This is a genomic window from Kitasatospora sp. NPDC053308 (assembly GCF_055585785.1).
In genome coordinates this window covers 59,196-73,041 of record NZ_JBVJJY010000004.1, presented here as the reverse complement: position 1 = coordinate 73,041, position 13,846 = coordinate 59,196, and the positions used below count along the sequence as shown (strand labels likewise).

Annotated in this window: 15 protein-coding genes; 8 read left to right on the top strand and 7 right to left on the bottom strand. The window is 74.2% G+C overall.

Annotation, left to right across the window (positions count from 1 at the left end; translation table 11 throughout):
• Positions 1-179: 179 nt before the first annotated feature.
• The 4 genes from ACZ6Y7_RS11010 to ACZ6Y7_RS10995 are packed head-to-tail and all read left to right on the top strand — an operon-like array spanning position 180 to position 4,450.
• Positions 180-1,457 (top strand): ABC transporter substrate-binding protein, encoded by a 1,278-nt coding sequence (locus ACZ6Y7_RS11010; RefSeq protein ID WP_465757577.1) that lies wholly within the window; start codon positions 180-182, stop codon positions 1,455-1,457.
• On the top strand, positions 1,454-2,386 hold the full coding sequence (locus ACZ6Y7_RS11005; RefSeq protein ID WP_465757576.1) for a carbohydrate ABC transporter permease: 933 nt from the start codon (positions 1,454-1,456) through the stop codon (positions 2,384-2,386). Before ACZ6Y7_RS11010 ends, ACZ6Y7_RS11005 begins: the two co-directional genes overlap by 4 nt.
• Complete coding sequence (locus ACZ6Y7_RS11000) at positions 2,383-3,216, top strand: carbohydrate ABC transporter permease (RefSeq protein ID WP_465757575.1); 834 nt, start codon at positions 2,383-2,385, stop codon at positions 3,214-3,216. The genes ACZ6Y7_RS11005 and ACZ6Y7_RS11000 overlap by 4 nt, the downstream gene beginning before the upstream one ends.
• Positions 3,217-3,265: 49 nt before the next feature.
• Positions 3,266-4,450 (top strand): ABC transporter ATP-binding protein, encoded by a 1,185-nt coding sequence (locus ACZ6Y7_RS10995; protein ID WP_465757574.1) that lies wholly within the window; start codon positions 3,266-3,268, stop codon positions 4,448-4,450.
• Between the two features lie 42 nt (positions 4,451-4,492).
• On the opposite strand, the gene ACZ6Y7_RS10990 is transcribed toward ACZ6Y7_RS10995, so the two are convergent.
• Entirely contained in the window at positions 4,493-4,876 is a 384-nt protein-coding gene (locus ACZ6Y7_RS10990) for a cupin domain-containing protein (RefSeq protein ID WP_465757573.1), read from the bottom strand.
• A gap of 229 nt (positions 4,877-5,105) precedes the next feature.
• Between ACZ6Y7_RS10990 and ACZ6Y7_RS10985 the strand changes: the two genes are divergently transcribed.
• Positions 5,106-5,405 (top strand): hypothetical protein, encoded by a 300-nt coding sequence (locus tag ACZ6Y7_RS10985; RefSeq protein ID WP_465757572.1) that lies wholly within the window; start codon positions 5,106-5,108, stop codon positions 5,403-5,405.
• A 122-nt stretch (positions 5,406-5,527) separates the two neighbouring features.
• On the opposite strand, the gene ACZ6Y7_RS10980 is transcribed toward ACZ6Y7_RS10985, so the two are convergent.
• From ACZ6Y7_RS10980 to ACZ6Y7_RS10970, 3 genes are all read right to left on the bottom strand, one after another.
• The gene (locus ACZ6Y7_RS10980; protein ID WP_465757571.1) at positions 5,528-5,968 is read right to left on the bottom strand and encodes a universal stress protein; all 441 of its coding nucleotides are present in this window, start codon (positions 5,966-5,968) and stop codon (positions 5,528-5,530) included.
• A 109-nt stretch (positions 5,969-6,077) separates the two neighbouring features.
• Entirely contained in the window at positions 6,078-6,641 is a 564-nt protein-coding gene (locus ACZ6Y7_RS10975) for a YbaK/EbsC family protein (protein ID WP_465757570.1), read from the bottom strand.
• Positions 6,642-6,703: 62 nt separating this feature from the next.
• Positions 6,704-7,177 carry a nucleoside deaminase gene (locus ACZ6Y7_RS10970; protein ID WP_465757569.1) on the bottom strand — a complete coding sequence of 158 codons (474 nt, stop codon included), beginning with the start codon at positions 7,175-7,177 and terminating at the stop codon, positions 6,704-6,706.
• Between the two features lie 334 nt (positions 7,178-7,511).
• Here ACZ6Y7_RS10970 and ACZ6Y7_RS10965 point away from each other — a divergent pair, with 334 nt between their 5' ends.
• Both ACZ6Y7_RS10965 and ACZ6Y7_RS10960 read left to right on the top strand, forming a co-directional pair.
• A complete protein-coding gene (locus ACZ6Y7_RS10965) occupies positions 7,512-8,018 on the top strand; it encodes a mycothiol transferase (RefSeq protein WP_465757568.1) in 507 nt (168 codons plus the stop codon).
• Positions 8,019-8,164: 146 nt separating this feature from the next.
• A complete protein-coding gene (locus ACZ6Y7_RS10960; protein WP_465757567.1) occupies positions 8,165-9,445 on the top strand; it encodes a hypothetical protein in 1,281 nt (426 codons plus the stop codon).
• A gap of 9 nt (positions 9,446-9,454) precedes the next feature.
• Here the strand turns inward: ACZ6Y7_RS10960 and ACZ6Y7_RS10955 are convergent, their stop codons facing one another.
• On the bottom strand, positions 9,455-10,351 hold the full coding sequence (locus tag ACZ6Y7_RS10955; protein WP_465757566.1) for a universal stress protein: 897 nt from the start codon (positions 10,349-10,351) through the stop codon (positions 9,455-9,457).
• A gap of 302 nt (positions 10,352-10,653) precedes the next feature.
• Between ACZ6Y7_RS10955 and ACZ6Y7_RS10950 the strand changes: the two genes are divergently transcribed.
• Complete coding sequence (locus tag ACZ6Y7_RS10950; protein ID WP_465757565.1) at positions 10,654-11,016, top strand: zinc ribbon domain-containing protein YjdM; 363 nt, start codon at positions 10,654-10,656, stop codon at positions 11,014-11,016.
• A 405-nt stretch (positions 11,017-11,421) separates the two neighbouring features.
• On the opposite strand, the gene ACZ6Y7_RS10945 is transcribed toward ACZ6Y7_RS10950, so the two are convergent.
• Both ACZ6Y7_RS10945 and ACZ6Y7_RS10940 read right to left on the bottom strand, forming a co-directional pair.
• Positions 11,422-11,982 (bottom strand): CGNR zinc finger domain-containing protein, encoded by a 561-nt coding sequence (locus tag ACZ6Y7_RS10945; RefSeq protein ID WP_465757564.1) that lies wholly within the window; start codon positions 11,980-11,982, stop codon positions 11,422-11,424.
• 102 nt (positions 11,983-12,084) lie between these two features.
• Complete coding sequence (locus ACZ6Y7_RS10940) at positions 12,085-13,719, bottom strand: ABC-F family ATP-binding cassette domain-containing protein (protein ID WP_465757563.1); 1,635 nt, start codon at positions 13,717-13,719, stop codon at positions 12,085-12,087.
• Between the last annotated feature and the right edge of the window lie 127 nt (positions 13,720-13,846).

Below are 13,846 nucleotides of genomic sequence, written 5' to 3'. Positions count from 1 at the left end.
CACACCACCGTGCCCCGCCCCACCGTGCCCCGCCCCACCGTGCCCCGCCCCACCGTTCCCGGCCGTGCCGACGGCCGGCCGGTTCGCCCGTCCGGCGGGTCCACGGCGCGGCGCACCGGTGCCGGGCGGGGCGGCCCCCTAAGGTCGGCCGGACCGGTCCGCCCCACCACGGGAGAACGATGCCGAGGGTCCCCAGTCTCCGCTCACGGTGGGCGAGTGCCGCCGCCGGGCTGGCCGTGGTCGCGTCCGCCCTGGCGGGCTGCGGGAGCGGCGGGCAGAGCGGCCCCGTCACGCTCAACTGGTACAACTTCCCGGACGATTCGGGCGCGCTCCAGCAGGCCGCCGACCGGTGCGGACAGCAGTCCGGCGGGCGCTACCTGATCCGCTACAACAAGCTGCCGCGCGGGGCGGACGGCCAACGCCAGCAACTGGTACGGCGGATGGCCGCGCACGACACCGACGTCGACATCCTGGGCCTGGACGTCACCTGGCCCGCCGAGTTCGCCGAGGCCGGCTGGATCCGGGAGTGGACCGGGCAGCTGCGCGACCGGGGCACCGCCGACACCCTGGACGCGGCGGTGAAGACAGCGACCTGGCACGACCGGCTGTACGCCGTCCCGTACAACTCCAACACCCAACTCCTCTGGTACCGCGACGACTTGGTGCAGACCCCGCCGAGGACCTGGGCGGAGATGCTGGCCCGGGCCGAGGAGCTGGCCCGGGCCGGCAAACCGCACCTGGTGGAGATCCAGGGCGCCCAGTACGAGGGACTGACCGTCTGGTTCAACACCCTGGTCACCAGCGCCGGCGGCTCGATCCTCACCCCCGACGCCCAGGCCCCCTCGCTCGGCGCGCCGGCCGTCGCCGCCGCCACCGTGATGCACGACCTGGCGACCTCCGCGGCCGCCGACCCCTCGCTGCCGAACCAGATGGAGGACCAGAACCGGCTCGCCATGGAGTCCGGCACGGCCGCCTTCGAGCTCAACTACCCCTTCGTCTACCCCTCGATGAAGGCCAACCAGCCGCAGCTGTTCCCGCACTTCCGCTGGGCCCCGTACCCGGCGGTGACTCCCGACCGCCCCGCCAGCGTCACCATCGGCGGGATCGACCTCGCGGTCGGCGCCTACAGTCGGCACGCCGACCTCGCCTTCGAGGCCACCCTGTGCCTGCGCGACCGGGACAACCAGCTCACCAACGCGCTCAAGGGTGGCCTCCCGCCCTCCCTGCGCAGCCTCTACCAGGCGGGCGAACTGACCCAGAGCTACCCGTTCGCCGCCGAGGTGCTGGCCGCCCTCGACTCCGCGAGCATCCGGCCGCAGACCCCCGCCTACCAGAACGTGTCCATCGCCGTCTCGCACACCCTCTCCCCACCCGCCGGCATCAACCCGGAGAAGGACGTGGCCGACCTCCGCGGGCAGATCCAGGACGCCCTCGGCTCGAAGGGACTGATCCCGTGACCCCACCGACCGGAGCCCGCGCGGCGGCCGTCCGGCCGCCCGCCGGGCCCTCCCGGGGCGCCCGCCAGGAGCGCAGGCTCGGCCTGCTGCTGTGCGCTCCCGCGGTCGTCGTGATGCTGGCCGTCACGGCCTACCCGATCGGCTACGCCGTCTACCTCTCGCTGCAGCGCTACGACCTGCGCTTCCCCGCGCAGGCGCACTGGGTCGGGCTCGCCAACTACGGCGCGGTGCTGACCTCGCCGTTCTGGTGGCAGGCGCTCGGCGTCACCGTGCTGATCACCGCGGTGTCCGTCGCCGTCGAACTGCTCCTCGGCCTGGCGCTCGCCCTGGTGATGCACCGCGCCGTCGTCGGCCGCGGCACCGTCCGCACCGCCGTCCTGGTGCCGTACGGGATCGTGACCGTCGTGGCCGCCTACTCCTGGCAGTACGCCTGGACGCCCGGCACCGGGTACCTGGCCGCCCTGCTGCCGGAGGGCAGCGCCCCGCTGACCGAGCAGTGGCCCGCCGTCGGACTGATCATCCTCGCCGAGGTCTGGAAGACCACCCCGTTCATGGCCCTGCTGCTGCTCGCCGGCCTGGCGCTGGTGCCCGAGGAGACCGTCCGGGCCGCCATGGTCGACGGCGCGAGCTTCGGCCAGCGGCTGCGCCTGGTGATCCTGCCGCTGATGAAGCCGGCGATCCTGGTCGCCCTGCTCTTCCGCACCCTGGACGCCTTCCGGATCTTCGACAACATCTACGTGCTGACCGGCGGCTCCAACGGTACCGGCTCGGTCTCGATCCTCGGCTACGACAACCTGTTCACCGCGCTCAACCTGGGCATCGGCTCGGCGATCTCGGTCCTGATCTTCGTCTGCGTGGCCCTCATCGCGCTGGTCTTCGTCAAGCTGTTCGGCGCGGCGACGCCCGGCGCCGAACCGGAGCGCCGATGAGCACCCGTCACGCCCGGGCCCTGACCGGCTGGGGCATCGCCAACCTGGTGGTCGTCCTCTACGCGCTCTTCCCGGTGTGGTGGATCGTGGCGCTGTCCTTCAAGGACCCGGCCACCCTCACCGACGGCAACTTCGTGCCGCGCAAGTGGACCTGGGCCAACTACCGCGGCATCTTCGAGACCTCCGAGTTCACCCGGGCCCTGGTCAACTCGATCGGGATCGCGGTGATCTCCACCGTCATCGCCGTCGTCCTCGGCACCATGGCGGCCTACGCGGTGGCCCGGCTGCGCTTCCCCGGCAAGCGGCTGCTGATCGGGGTGTCCCTGCTGATCGCGATGTTCCCGCCGATCTCGCTGGTCTCCCCGCTGTTCAACATCGAGCGGGTGCTCGGCCTGTTCGACACCTGGGCCGGGCTGATCATCCCGTACATGACCTTCTCGCTGCCGCTGGCGATCTACACGCTCTCCGCGTTCTTCCGCGAGATCCCGTGGGACCTGGAGAAGGCGGCCAAGGTCGACGGCGCCACTCCCTGGCAGGCGTTCCGGCTGGTCATCGCGCCGCTGGCGGCACCCGGCGTGTTCACCACCGGCATCCTGGTCTTCATCTTCTGCTGGAACGACTTCCTGTTCGCGATCTCGCTGACCTCCACCACCTCGGCCAGGACCGTACCGGCCGCCATCGCCTTCTTCACCGGGAGTTCCCAGTTCGAGCAGCCGACCGGCTCGATCGCGGCCGCCGCCGTGATCATCACGATCCCGATCGTGGTCTTCGTGCTGCTCTTCCAGCGCCGCATCGTCGCCGGGCTCACCGCCGGCGCAGTCAAGGGTTGAGACCCACACGACGACCCCGCCGCCCCCGGCGGGACCAGGAAGGCGGACCGTGGCCGAGATCGTCCTCGACGGCATCACCAAGCGCTACCCCGACGGCGCCCTCGCCGTCCGCGACGTCAACCTCACCATCGCCGACGGCGAGTTCGTGATCCTGGTGGGCCCCTCCGGCTGCGGCAAGTCCACCACGCTCAACATGATCGCCGGACTGGAGGACATCACCGAGGGCACCCTGCGGATCGCCGGCGAGGTGGTCAACGACCGCGCGCCCAAGGACCGCGACATCGCGATGGTCTTCCAGAGCTACGCCCTGTACCCGCACATGAGCGTGCGCGACAACATGGGCTTCGCGCTGCGCCTCGCCAAGGCCGACAAGGCGACCATCGCCGCCAAGGTCGAGGAGGCCGCTCGCGTCCTGGACCTCACGCAGCACCTCGACCGCAAGCCCGCGAACCTCTCCGGCGGGCAGCGCCAACGGGTCGCGATGGGGCGGGCGATCGTCCGCGACCCCAAGGCCTTCCTGATGGACGAGCCGCTGTCCAACCTGGACGCCAAGCTCCGGGTCCAGATGCGCACCCAGATCGCCGCCCTGCAGCGCCGCCTCGGCACCACCACCGTCTACGTCACCCACGACCAGGTGGAGGCCATGACCCTCGGCGACCGGGTGGTCGTCATGCGGGCCGGCGTGGTCCAGCAGGTCGGCTCGCCGCAGCACCTCTACGACGAGCCCGTGAACCTGTTCGTCGCCGGGTTCATCGGCTCACCCGGGATGAACTTCCTCGGCGCCACGCTGGAGGAGAACGCGCTGCGCACCTCCCTGGGCGACCTGCCGCTCGACGACCGCACCCGGCGCGCCCTGGAGCGCGCGGACGCGCCGCGCGAGCTGATCGTCGGCATCCGGCCGGAGGACTTCGAGGACGCGGCCCTGGTCGAGCACCCCGGTGGAGTCACCGTCACGGTGACCGTCGACGTCCGGGAGTCGGTCGGCTCGGACGTGTACGTCCACTTCACCGAGGAGGGCGGGCCCGCGGCCACCGAGGAACTCGCCGAACTGGCCGCCGACTCGGGCCGGGCCGACACCGGCATGCAGGGGCACCGCGTCGTCGCGCGGCTCAACACCGCGACCCGCGCCACCGAGGGCGGCCCGCTGGAGCTGTGGGTCGACACCGCCCGGATCCACGTCTTCGACCCCCGTGGCGGCGCCAACCTGACCCACCCGGAACGTCCGGCGGGATGACGGCGACCGGCCCGGCCCCCGCGCGGGGGCCGGGCCCGGGGCCTACGGCGTGCCGCCCTGCCGACGGCCCATCCAGTCGGCGATCGCCTGCTCGGTGCGGGCCAGCGCGTCGGTGGGGCTGAACTGCAGCAGCTCCGTCCCGGCGCCGACGTACGGTCGGTGGCCCGGCGGCTGGTAGAAGGCGTCGCCGGCCTCGTACACCTCCTCGTGGTCGGCGAAGACGAAGCGCATGCGCCCGGCGATGACGTAGCCCCAGTGCGGGCACTGGCACCTCCCGTCGGGCAGCGACTGCAGCGGCTCGTCCAGGTCGGCGTCGGCCGCGAAGGAGACGAATTCGACGGTGTAGCCGTTCATCTCCTCGCGGCGGTCGGTCACCGGACCGAACTCCTGGACGTTCGTCGCGGACTGCTTGGACACCTTCGGCATCGGTCGGCTCCTCTCCGTGACGGCCCCCGAAACCTCCCGTCGTGTCGAGTCGACCACTCCGCACGCCCGGGTGCATCCGGGGCGGACGGGCAGGGGCGTCGGACGCCCGCCACCGCGGCCGGCGCGGCCGGCGCGGGCCCGAGGTGCGTCCGGGCCCGGACGGGAGTCGGCTGGAAGGGGCGGACATCGGACCGCGGCGGCGAGCCGACGGGAGCGAAGGAGCGGTGAGATGAGCGTGGTGATGTCGATGCGGTGGGCCGGTGCCACCCCCGAGCAGTACGACTCGGTGCGTGACGAGGTCCGCTGGGAGGAGGTCGAGCCGGCCGGCGCGCAGCCGCACATCGCCTGGTCCGACGAGCAGGGCCCGAACGTGACCGACGTCTGGGAGTCCCGGCAGGCCTTCGAGACGTTCTTCGCCGAACGGCTGGCGCGCGCGGTCCGGAACGCCGGCATCACCGGAGAGCCCCAGGTGGAATTCCGCCGGCTGCACCGCCGCTTCGTCGCCACCGGCGTCAGCGGCGCCGCGTAGCGGGACTCGGCGCGGATGCCCTGCGGCGAGCTCCCGCGCCCGGCGGGCCCGCGGCGCTCCGGCCGGGGCACACAGCTGCCGGCGCCGGACGGGCCCTGGCGGGCTCACCCGGCGGGGAGGGCTCACTTGGCGCGGATAATGACCACCGGGCAGTCGGCGTGCTGCGCGCAGCGGGTGCTGACCGAGCCGAGCAGGGCGCGGGTGAAGCCGCCCCGGCCGTGGCTGCCCACCACCAGGACCTCGGCGCCCTTCGACGCGTTCAGCAGGACGTCCGAGGGATCGCCCATCACCATCCTCGGCCGCACCTCGACGGGGCGGTCCGCGCCGAGCACCGCGTGGAGCTCCTCGGTGAACCGCCGCTCGGCCTGGTCCCGGTCGAAGGACATGTCCACCACGGGCGCCGACCAGCCGTAGTGGCTCGGAGGCTCCCAGGCGCCCACCGCTTCCACCACGCCGCCGATCAGCGTGGCGTGCCGGATCCCCCAGCGCAGCGCGGCCTGCGACGACGGCGAACCGTCGACACCGACCACGACGCGGGGAACGGAGTCGTTGGCGTCCACCATGAGTCACCGTCCTGTCGGTCGTCGCCCCCTCCACCACGGTGGGGGCGGCCGGACGGCGCCGCCAGTACGGCCCGGCAGCCGGGTGACGTCCGCCGCCGCGCGCGGCGGCTCAGCCGGCCAGGCCCGGCAGCACCTCGGCCCCCGGCAGCCGCGCCAGCGCCCACCCGGGCAGGATCAGCTTGCCCCGGCGCCGACCGCTGCCGACCAGGACGTACGGGGCCGCGGCCACCGCCTCGTCGATCAGCAGCGGCCAGCCGCCGGGCAAGCCGACGGGGGTGATGCCGCCGTACTCCATGCCGGTCAGCTCGACCGCGGTGTCCATCGGGGCGAAGGAGGCCTTGCGCGCGCCGAGGCGGGTGCGGACCGTACGGTTCACGTCCACCCGCGTGGTGGCGAGGGCGAGGCAGGCGGCGTGGGTGGTCTCACCGGCGCGCTTGGCGGCGACCACCACGCAGTTCGCGGAGAGCTCCGGCGGCGTCTCGTAGGCGGCGCAGAACACCGCGGTGTCCGCCTTCTCGGGGTCGGTGTCCACGAAGAGCACGGCGGCGGCCGCCTCCCGGGCGTCCCAGTTCTTCAGGGCGTCGGCTACGGGGGCGGCGAGGTCCGCGTGAACGTCCAGTGCGGCGAAGGCAGTTGGGAAGTTCCCGAAGGGCGGGGGTACGGGCTCGCTCATGCCAGGGACTCTAGCGCGCCGCGGCGGGCGGGCCGGCCGGCCCGCCGCGGACGGCCGACCGGTCAGCCCCAGTACCCGGTGTGCGAGGCGGCGGCCTCCTCGTACAGGTGAGGCCCCGAGACCTCCACGGTGCCGCCGCCGGCCGCGAAGACCTGGCGGCACGGCAGGTCGAGCACCGGCTCGTCCGGGTCGACGCCGGCGATGGCGTTCAACTGCGGTGCGGAGAGCGCGTAGACGACGCGCCGGATGCCGCTCCAGTAGATCGCTCCGGCGCACATCGCGCACGGTTCGGTGCTGCTGTAGAGGGTGACCTCGCCGAGCTTCGCCGGGGGCAGCGTGCGGCAGGCCCGCCGTACCAGGTTGGTCTCCGCGTGGGCGGTGACGTCGTGGTCGCTCAGGACGGTGTTCTCGGCGGTGAGCAGGACCTCGCCGGCGGAGTCGGTCAGCAGCGCGCCGAAGGGGTGGTTGCCGTGCGCCCGCGCGCTGTCCGCGAGTTCGATGGTGGCGAGCAGGTGGGCACGGATGGGATCGGCCATGGCGGGCTCCTCGGGGTGGACCGGGCGGCTGGGTCGCGCGTGCGTCCACCCTATGACGCGGCTGCGTCCCATCCTCGTCGCAGCCGTCTCCGGCAGCACGCTGCCGGACTCGAACCGGCCCGTAGGCCCGCCGGTCCCGTACGCCCGCGGGTCCCGTAGGCCCGCGGGTCCCGTAGGCCCGCGGGTCCCGTAGGCCCGCGGGTCCCGTACGCCCGCCGGGCCCGTCCCGGTGGCCGGGGCTCCCCGGGCGGGACACAATCGTCGGGCGGCGGGCGCCCCGCCACGCCGCCGGGTGGGGACGGGGGTACTCGACCTGGAGGCGACCGTGGCCGGTGTGACCAGCACCGATCTTCTCGTGGACGCGTTCGACCGGATCCGTGAGACGGTCGCCGACGTGGTCGACGGACTTTCCCCCGAGCAACTGGCCTTCCGGGCGCGGGATTCGGCCAACTCGATCGCCTGGCTGGTCTGGCACCTCACCCGGGTACAGGACGACCACCTCGCCGACGCGGCGGGTCGCGAACAGGTCTGGACCGCGGACGGCTGGGCGGCGCGGTTCGCCCTGCCGTTCCCCGTGTCGTCCACCGGCTACGGGCACCGACCCGCGCAGGTCGCCGAGGTCACCGCCACCGCCGACCTGCTCCTGGGCTACCACGAGGCCGTCCACACCCGGACCGTCGACTACGTGCGCGGCCTCGACGGGCGGTCCCTCGCCCGGATCGTCGACACGTCGTGGCAGCCCCCGGTCACCCTGGCAGTGCGGCTGATCAGCGTGATCGCCGACGACCTCCAGCACGTCGGCCAGGCGGCCTTCGTCCGCGGCCTGCTGGCCGGGCGCTGACGGCCCACCCCGCAGGGCGCGGCGGGGCGGAGGCGGGGCGGGTTGCGGGTGCCGGGACAGGGCGGGCGTCCCGCGGCCCCGGAAGGTCCGGGCTTTCGGCCGGAAACGGCGGCGGCGGTGGGCCGGCGGGCGGCAGGATGGGCCGGATGATCGAGATCCTGCGCGCCGCCGAGCGCGTCCTGACCACCACCCTGTCCGACCCCGTCGACCTGGGCGGGAGCGCCCGCTCGTCCGTGCTGCGCTGCCGGACGGCCGACGGCCGCAGCGTCATCGTCAAGGCCTACACCGGCGGGCCGGACGCGCTGCGCGGCTTCACCGCGGAGGCGGCCGGGCTCTCGCTCGGCCTGGCCGGCCCTGCGGTGCTCGGCGTGGACCCGGAGGTGCCGCTGCTGGTCCTGGAGGACCTCGGGGAGGCACCGACCCTGGCCGACGTGCTGCTGGGCGACGACCCCAAGGCCGCCGAGCAGGGACTGCTGGCCTGGGCGGGCGGGCTCGGCCGGTTGGCGGCCCGGTCCGTGGGCCGGCGCGAGGAGCTCACCGGGCTGTGGACGCGCTTCGACCGGGGGATGCCGACCTGGGACGACGAGCCGTGGATCGCGCGGGCCGCCGCCCGGTTCCCCGAGGCGGTGGAGGCGGCCGGGGTCGCCGTGCCGGCCGGCCTCGGCGCGGACCTCGCCCGGATCGGCACGGCGGGCGGCGAGGAGTACCCCGCGTTCAGCCCGGGGGACACCTGCCCGGACAACAACCTGCTCACCGCGGACGGCCTGCGGCTGCTCGACTTCGAGGTGGCCTGCTACCAGTCGGTGTTCCTGACCGCGGCGTACTGCCGGATGCCGTTCTCGACCTGCTGGTGCGTCTTCGCCCTGCCGCCGGGGCTCGCCCGGCGGGTCGAGGCGGCGTACCGGGCGGAGGTCGTCCCGGTCTACCCGGGGCTGGCCGAGGACGCGGTGTGGGAGGCCGGAATGCGGCGGGCCGTCGCCGTGTGTACGGTGAACGCGACGCTGGGCCTGCTGTCGCGCACGGCCGAGGACCGCCCCATGCACCGCACCCGGCGGCCGGTGCCCACCACGCGCCAGGTGCTCCGGCACCGCTGGCAGGCCGCGGCGGGGCTGGAGGAGTTCCCGGCGTTCGCGGAGACGGTGCGGAGCCTGCTGCGGGAGGTCGCCGGCGGCTGGCGGGTGGCACCGCTGCCGGGCTACCCGTGCTTCGCGGGCTTCGTGGACTCCCCGGCTTCCCCGGGCTCCCTGGACTGCGCGGCCTCCCTGGACTTCGCGGCCTCCCCGGACCTCGCCGACTCCGGGGACTCCGTGGGCCTCGCGGAGTCCGCGGATTCCGCAGAGTCGGCGGACCTCGCGGAGTCGGCGGATTCCGCAGAGTCGGCGGACCTCGCGGAGTCGGCGGACGAGGACACCGCCGGCCGGGGCTGACGGCCCGGATCAGTCGTACGGGACGACGGCGACCGGGCCGTGCACATGGTGGATTGCGGCGTGGGCCACCGGACCGAGGTGGTGGTGGCGCAGCGGCGCGTGGCGGCTGCGGCGGCCCACGACCAGCAGCCGGGCGCCGGCCGCCGCGTCCACGAGTTCCACGGCGGGCTTGCCCCGGACCAGCTCGGCCCTCACCTCCACCTCGGGGTGCCGGGCCCGCCAGGACTCCAGGGCCTCGGCGAGGTCGGCCCGCTCGGAGCCGGCGACCTCGCCCTCCAGGCCGCCGATGGCGCCGTAGGACATGTGCTCGCTGCCGGGCGGCGGGGCCCAGACGTGGACGACGCGCAGCGGCGCCGAGCGGAGCGCGGCGGCCTCGAAGGCGAAGGCGAGGACCGGCTCGGCCTGGTGCGTCAGGTCGAGGCCGACCGTCACCGGGCCGCTCGGCTCCTGCCCGCCGACGTCCCCGCCCGCGTGCTCGACCCCGGCGCCGCCCGCGTCGTCACGCGCGCGGACGAGCACCACCGGGCGGACGGCCCGGCGCAGCACCTCCTGGCTGACCGAGCCGACCAGGTAGCCGCGCAGGGTGCCGAGCCCGCGCGAGCCGAGCACCAGCACGGCGGCGCTCCGGGCGGCGGTCTCCAGGGCCTCGACCGGCTCGGTGGTCACGGACGAGGTGGTGACCGTCACCTCGGGCACCAGGGCGCGCAGGGCGTCGGCCCGGTCGGTGAGCAGGCTCCGGGCCCGCTGGTAGCTCTGGTCGCTGCCGACCACGTCCCGCTTCGGCCAGGGCCAGGCCTGGAGGAGTTCGAGCGGCAGGCCGCGGCGGCGCGCCTCGTGGGCGGCCCACACGGTGGCGGCCTGGCTCTCGGGCGAGCCGTCGTAGCCGACGACCACGGATCCGGTCATGGCGTCCTCCTCGGTTCCCGCGCTTCGCTCCCGCCGTGCGGCCCCGCCGCGTTCGTGCGGCCCCGCTGTTCCGGTGCAGCCCCGCTGTTCCCATGCGGCCCCGCTGGGCCCGTACGGTCCGCGCGGCACGGCGCCGGGACGGGGCCGGAGCGGGGCCGGAGCGGGGCGGCGGGCTGCCGCCCGGGGCGCGGCCCCAGTATCGGCAGCGGGCGCGACCGGCGCCTCCCGGGAGGGCGGCGCCCGGCGCCCAAGCGCCGCTGACCTCGGGAAACGCGCTCCGAATGACTGGATATCCTGATCGTATGAGCGACAACCTTCCGCCGTGCCCGCAGTGCGGCGGCGAATACACCTACGCCATGGACGCCCTCATGGTCTGCCCGGAGTGCGGCCACGAGTGGGCGCCCTCGGACGCCGCCGGTGAGGCCGGTTCCGCCGGGGCCGGTGAGCGGGTGATCAAGGACGCGGTCGGCAACGTCCTGAGCGACGGCGACACCGTGACGGTGATCAAGGCCCTGAAGGTCAAGGGCAGCGCCTCGGGCATCAAGGCCGGCACCAAGGTCCGCAACATCCGTCTGGTGGACGGCGTCGACGGCCACGACATCGACTGCCGGGTGGAGGGCTTCGGCGCCATGCAGCTGAAGTCCAGCGTGGTCAAGAAGGCCTGACCCCGCGAGCCGCGCGTACCTGCTGCGGCCCGTCCGCTCGGACCGGCCGCAGCAGGGCTCCGGGCGCGGCCGCTCGTTCCCCCCGCCCTGGGCCGGCAGCCCGGCAGCTGTGCACCGTCCACCCAGCGGACCAGGTCCGCGCGTCGGTGAACCACGGCGGCGCCGCACCCCCCGGGGTGGGTTCGGATCGGCGCGCGTCACCGCCTTGGCTGGTGATGTGAGGGGCTGCCACTCCTTCATCGCCGCCTCGACCGGTGACGGGACGGACGTCCCGGACCCGGGCGCGGTGGGTGTGGCGCCGCAGGCGAGGCGCGGCGGAGGCCGGTGCGAGGTGATGATCCCCGCACCGGCCTCCGCCGTCGTCGTCCCGAGGGCCGCTGGGCCCCGTCGCGGCCGCGGACCCGGCTACACGCCGACCGCGGGCGAGGTCTTCTTCCGGGCCCGGTACGCGGCCGCCTTGATCCGGTTGCCGCAGGACTCCATGCCGCACCACTGGCGTCGCATGCCCCGGGAGCGGTCCAGGTAGATCCGGGTGCACTCCGGGTTGCCGCACTCCTTCATCAGTGGCACGTCCGGGCCGCTGAGGAGTTCGACGGCGTGCCGCGCGACGGTGGCCAGGGCCTGCTCGGGGGTCGCCTCGTTGTGCCGCCCGGTCAGGGTGAGTTGGGGCGTGACCGGTGCCTTGCGCGCGGCGCCGTTGAGCACGGCGAGCGCCTCGCGGTCGAGGTCCTCCCCGGCCAGGCGGTTGGTGACGAGCCGGTAGACGGCCTCGCGCACGGTCTTCGCGTCCCGGACGTCCTGCTCGCCGCCGGGCGTGATGGTGTCCACGAGTCCGCAGTCCAGGTACCAGGCGTTCAGCCGCTCGGGCGTCACGAACATCTCGAACCGGGTCGAACGCCGGGCCCGGAGGGTGGCCGCGAAGTCGAGGGCCGGGTGCCCGCACACGAAGACATGGTCAAGGTTCACATCACCATCCTGGCAGGTGACTGTGAGGGGCGCAAGAACGGCTTGGGCCGGGGTGGCCGGGCGGCGGGCCCCGGGCGGGGCCCGCGCGCACGGGCCGGCGGGTCACATCGTGGGTGCCCCGGTCTCCTGCAGGGCCCCGTCGGCGAGCCGCAGGCCGCGGTCGACCCCGATCCCGGCGAGGAACCGCTCGTCGTGGCTGACCACCAGGAAGGCGCCCCGGTACGCGTGCAGCGCACTCTCCAACTGGCCCACGCTGACCAGGTCGAGGTTGTTGGTCGGTTCGTCGAGCAGCAGCAGGTGTGGAGCCGGTTCGGCGCACAGCACGCAGGCCAGGGTGGCGCGCAGCCGCTCGCCGCCGGAGAGCACCCGCACCGGCAGGTGCGCCCGGGCGCCGCGGAACAGGAAGCGGGCGAGCAGGTTCATCCGCTCCGCCTCGGGTCGCTCGGGCGCGAAGGCGGCGAAGTTCTCCGCCACGCTGAGTTCCGGGTCCAGCAGGTCCAGGCGCTGGGAGAGATGGGCGATCCGGCCGTCGTTGCGGGTGATCCGTCCCTCGTCGGGCGTGAGGTCGCCGGTGACCAGGCGCAGCAGGGTGGACTTCCCCGCGCCGTTGGGCCCGGTGAGCGCGATGCGCTCGGGCCCGCGGATGCTCAGGTCGACACCGCCCTCGGCGAACACCGGCCGGTCGGCGCGCCGGACCTGGAGGCCCTGGCCGAGGAAGAGGGTGCGGCCGGCGGGCACCCGGGTGTCGGGCAGGTCCAGGGTGAGGCGCTGGTCCTCGCGCAGGGCGCGCCCGGCCTCGTCGAGCCGGGCCCTGGCGTCGTCGACCCGGGCCGCGTGCAGGGTGCCGGAGCGGCCCGCGGCCTCCTGGGCGCCGCGCTTCATGGTTCCGGCGAAGATCCGGGGCAGGCCGGCGTTCTTGAGGTTGCGCGCGGCGTTGCTCGCCCGGCGGTCGGCGCGTTCGCGGGCCTGCTGCAACTCCCGCTTCTCGCGCTTGAGTTCCTGCTCGGCGTGGCGGACGTTCTTCTCCGCTGCCTCCTGCTCGGCCCGTACGGCCTCCTCGTACGCGGTGAAGTCGCCGCCGTGGAAGCGCAGTTCGCCACCCGTCAGCTCGGCGATGCCCTGCATGCGGTCGAGCAGGGCGCGGTCGTGGCTGACCAGGAGCAGGCAGCCGGTGAAGTCGCCCAGCACGTCGTAGAGCTTGTGGCGGGCCTCGGTGTCGAGGTTGTTGGTCGGCTCGTCGAGCAGCAGTACGTCGGGGCGCTTGAGGAGCTGGGCGGCGAGGCCGAGCGAGACGATCTGTCCGCCGCTGAGGGTGCTCAGGCTGCGGTCCAGGGTGAGGTGGCCCAGGCCGAGTCGGTCGAGCTGGGCGCGGGTGCGTTCCTCGATGTCCCAGTCGTCGCCGATGGTGGTGAAGTGCCGCTCGTCGACGTCGCCGGACTCCACCGCGTCGATGGCGCGGATGATCCCGGCGATGTCGAGCACCTCGGCGACGGTGAGGTCCCCGGTGAGGGGGAGGCTCTGGCGGAGGTGGCCGAGCGTGCCACTGACCGTCACCGAGCCTGCGGTGGGCGTGAGTTCACCGGCGATCAGTTTGAGCAAGGTGCTCTTGCCGGAGCCGTTGGGCGCGACCAGGCCGGTACGGCCGGCGGGCACGGTGAAGGACAGGTTCCGGAAGACGGGGGTGTCGTCCGGCCAGGCGAAGGACAGGTTCGAGCAGACGACGGCGGCGTCGGACATGGAGGTGACCTCGAAGGGGGACTGAGGGCAGGACCGAGAGCTCTGCCCTGGGCAGACACGGGGGCAAGGGGTACGACGAGACCGACCACGTCGGCTGCGGCACCCCTGGGGCGCCGGCCGGTGGCCG

What these genes read in the sequence shown, in the direction of transcription:
- ACZ6Y7_RS10975 (WP_465757570.1), bottom strand. Translation starts at nt 6,641, where the DNA reads ATGAGCGAGCCCGTACCCCCGCCCTTCGGGAACTTCCCAACTGCCTTC.
- ACZ6Y7_RS10955 (WP_465757566.1), bottom strand. Translation starts at nt 10,351, where the DNA reads ATGACCGGATCCGTGGTCGTCGGCTACGACGGCTCGCCCGAGAGCCAG.
- ACZ6Y7_RS10960 (WP_465757567.1), top strand. Translation starts at nt 8,165, where the DNA reads ATGATCGAGATCCTGCGCGCCGCCGAGCGCGTCCTGACCACCACCCTG.
- ACZ6Y7_RS11000 (WP_465757575.1), top strand. Translation starts at nt 2,383, where the DNA reads ATGAGCACCCGTCACGCCCGGGCCCTGACCGGCTGGGGCATCGCCAAC.
- ACZ6Y7_RS10980 (WP_465757571.1), bottom strand. Translation starts at nt 5,968, where the DNA reads ATGGTGGACGCCAACGACTCCGTTCCCCGCGTCGTGGTCGGTGTCGAC.
- ACZ6Y7_RS10940 (WP_465757563.1), bottom strand. Translation starts at nt 13,719, where the DNA reads ATGTCCGACGCCGCCGTCGTCTGCTCGAACCTGTCCTTCGCCTGGCCG.
- ACZ6Y7_RS11010 (WP_465757577.1), top strand. Translation starts at nt 180, where the DNA reads ATGCCGAGGGTCCCCAGTCTCCGCTCACGGTGGGCGAGTGCCGCCGCC.
- ACZ6Y7_RS10970 (WP_465757569.1), bottom strand. Translation starts at nt 7,177, where the DNA reads ATGGCCGATCCCATCCGTGCCCACCTGCTCGCCACCATCGAACTCGCG.
- ACZ6Y7_RS10950 (WP_465757565.1), top strand. Translation starts at nt 10,654, where the DNA reads ATGAGCGACAACCTTCCGCCGTGCCCGCAGTGCGGCGGCGAATACACC.
- ACZ6Y7_RS10985 (WP_465757572.1), top strand. Translation starts at nt 5,106, where the DNA reads ATGAGCGTGGTGATGTCGATGCGGTGGGCCGGTGCCACCCCCGAGCAG.
- ACZ6Y7_RS10990 (WP_465757573.1), bottom strand. Translation starts at nt 4,876, where the DNA reads ATGCCGAAGGTGTCCAAGCAGTCCGCGACGAACGTCCAGGAGTTCGGT.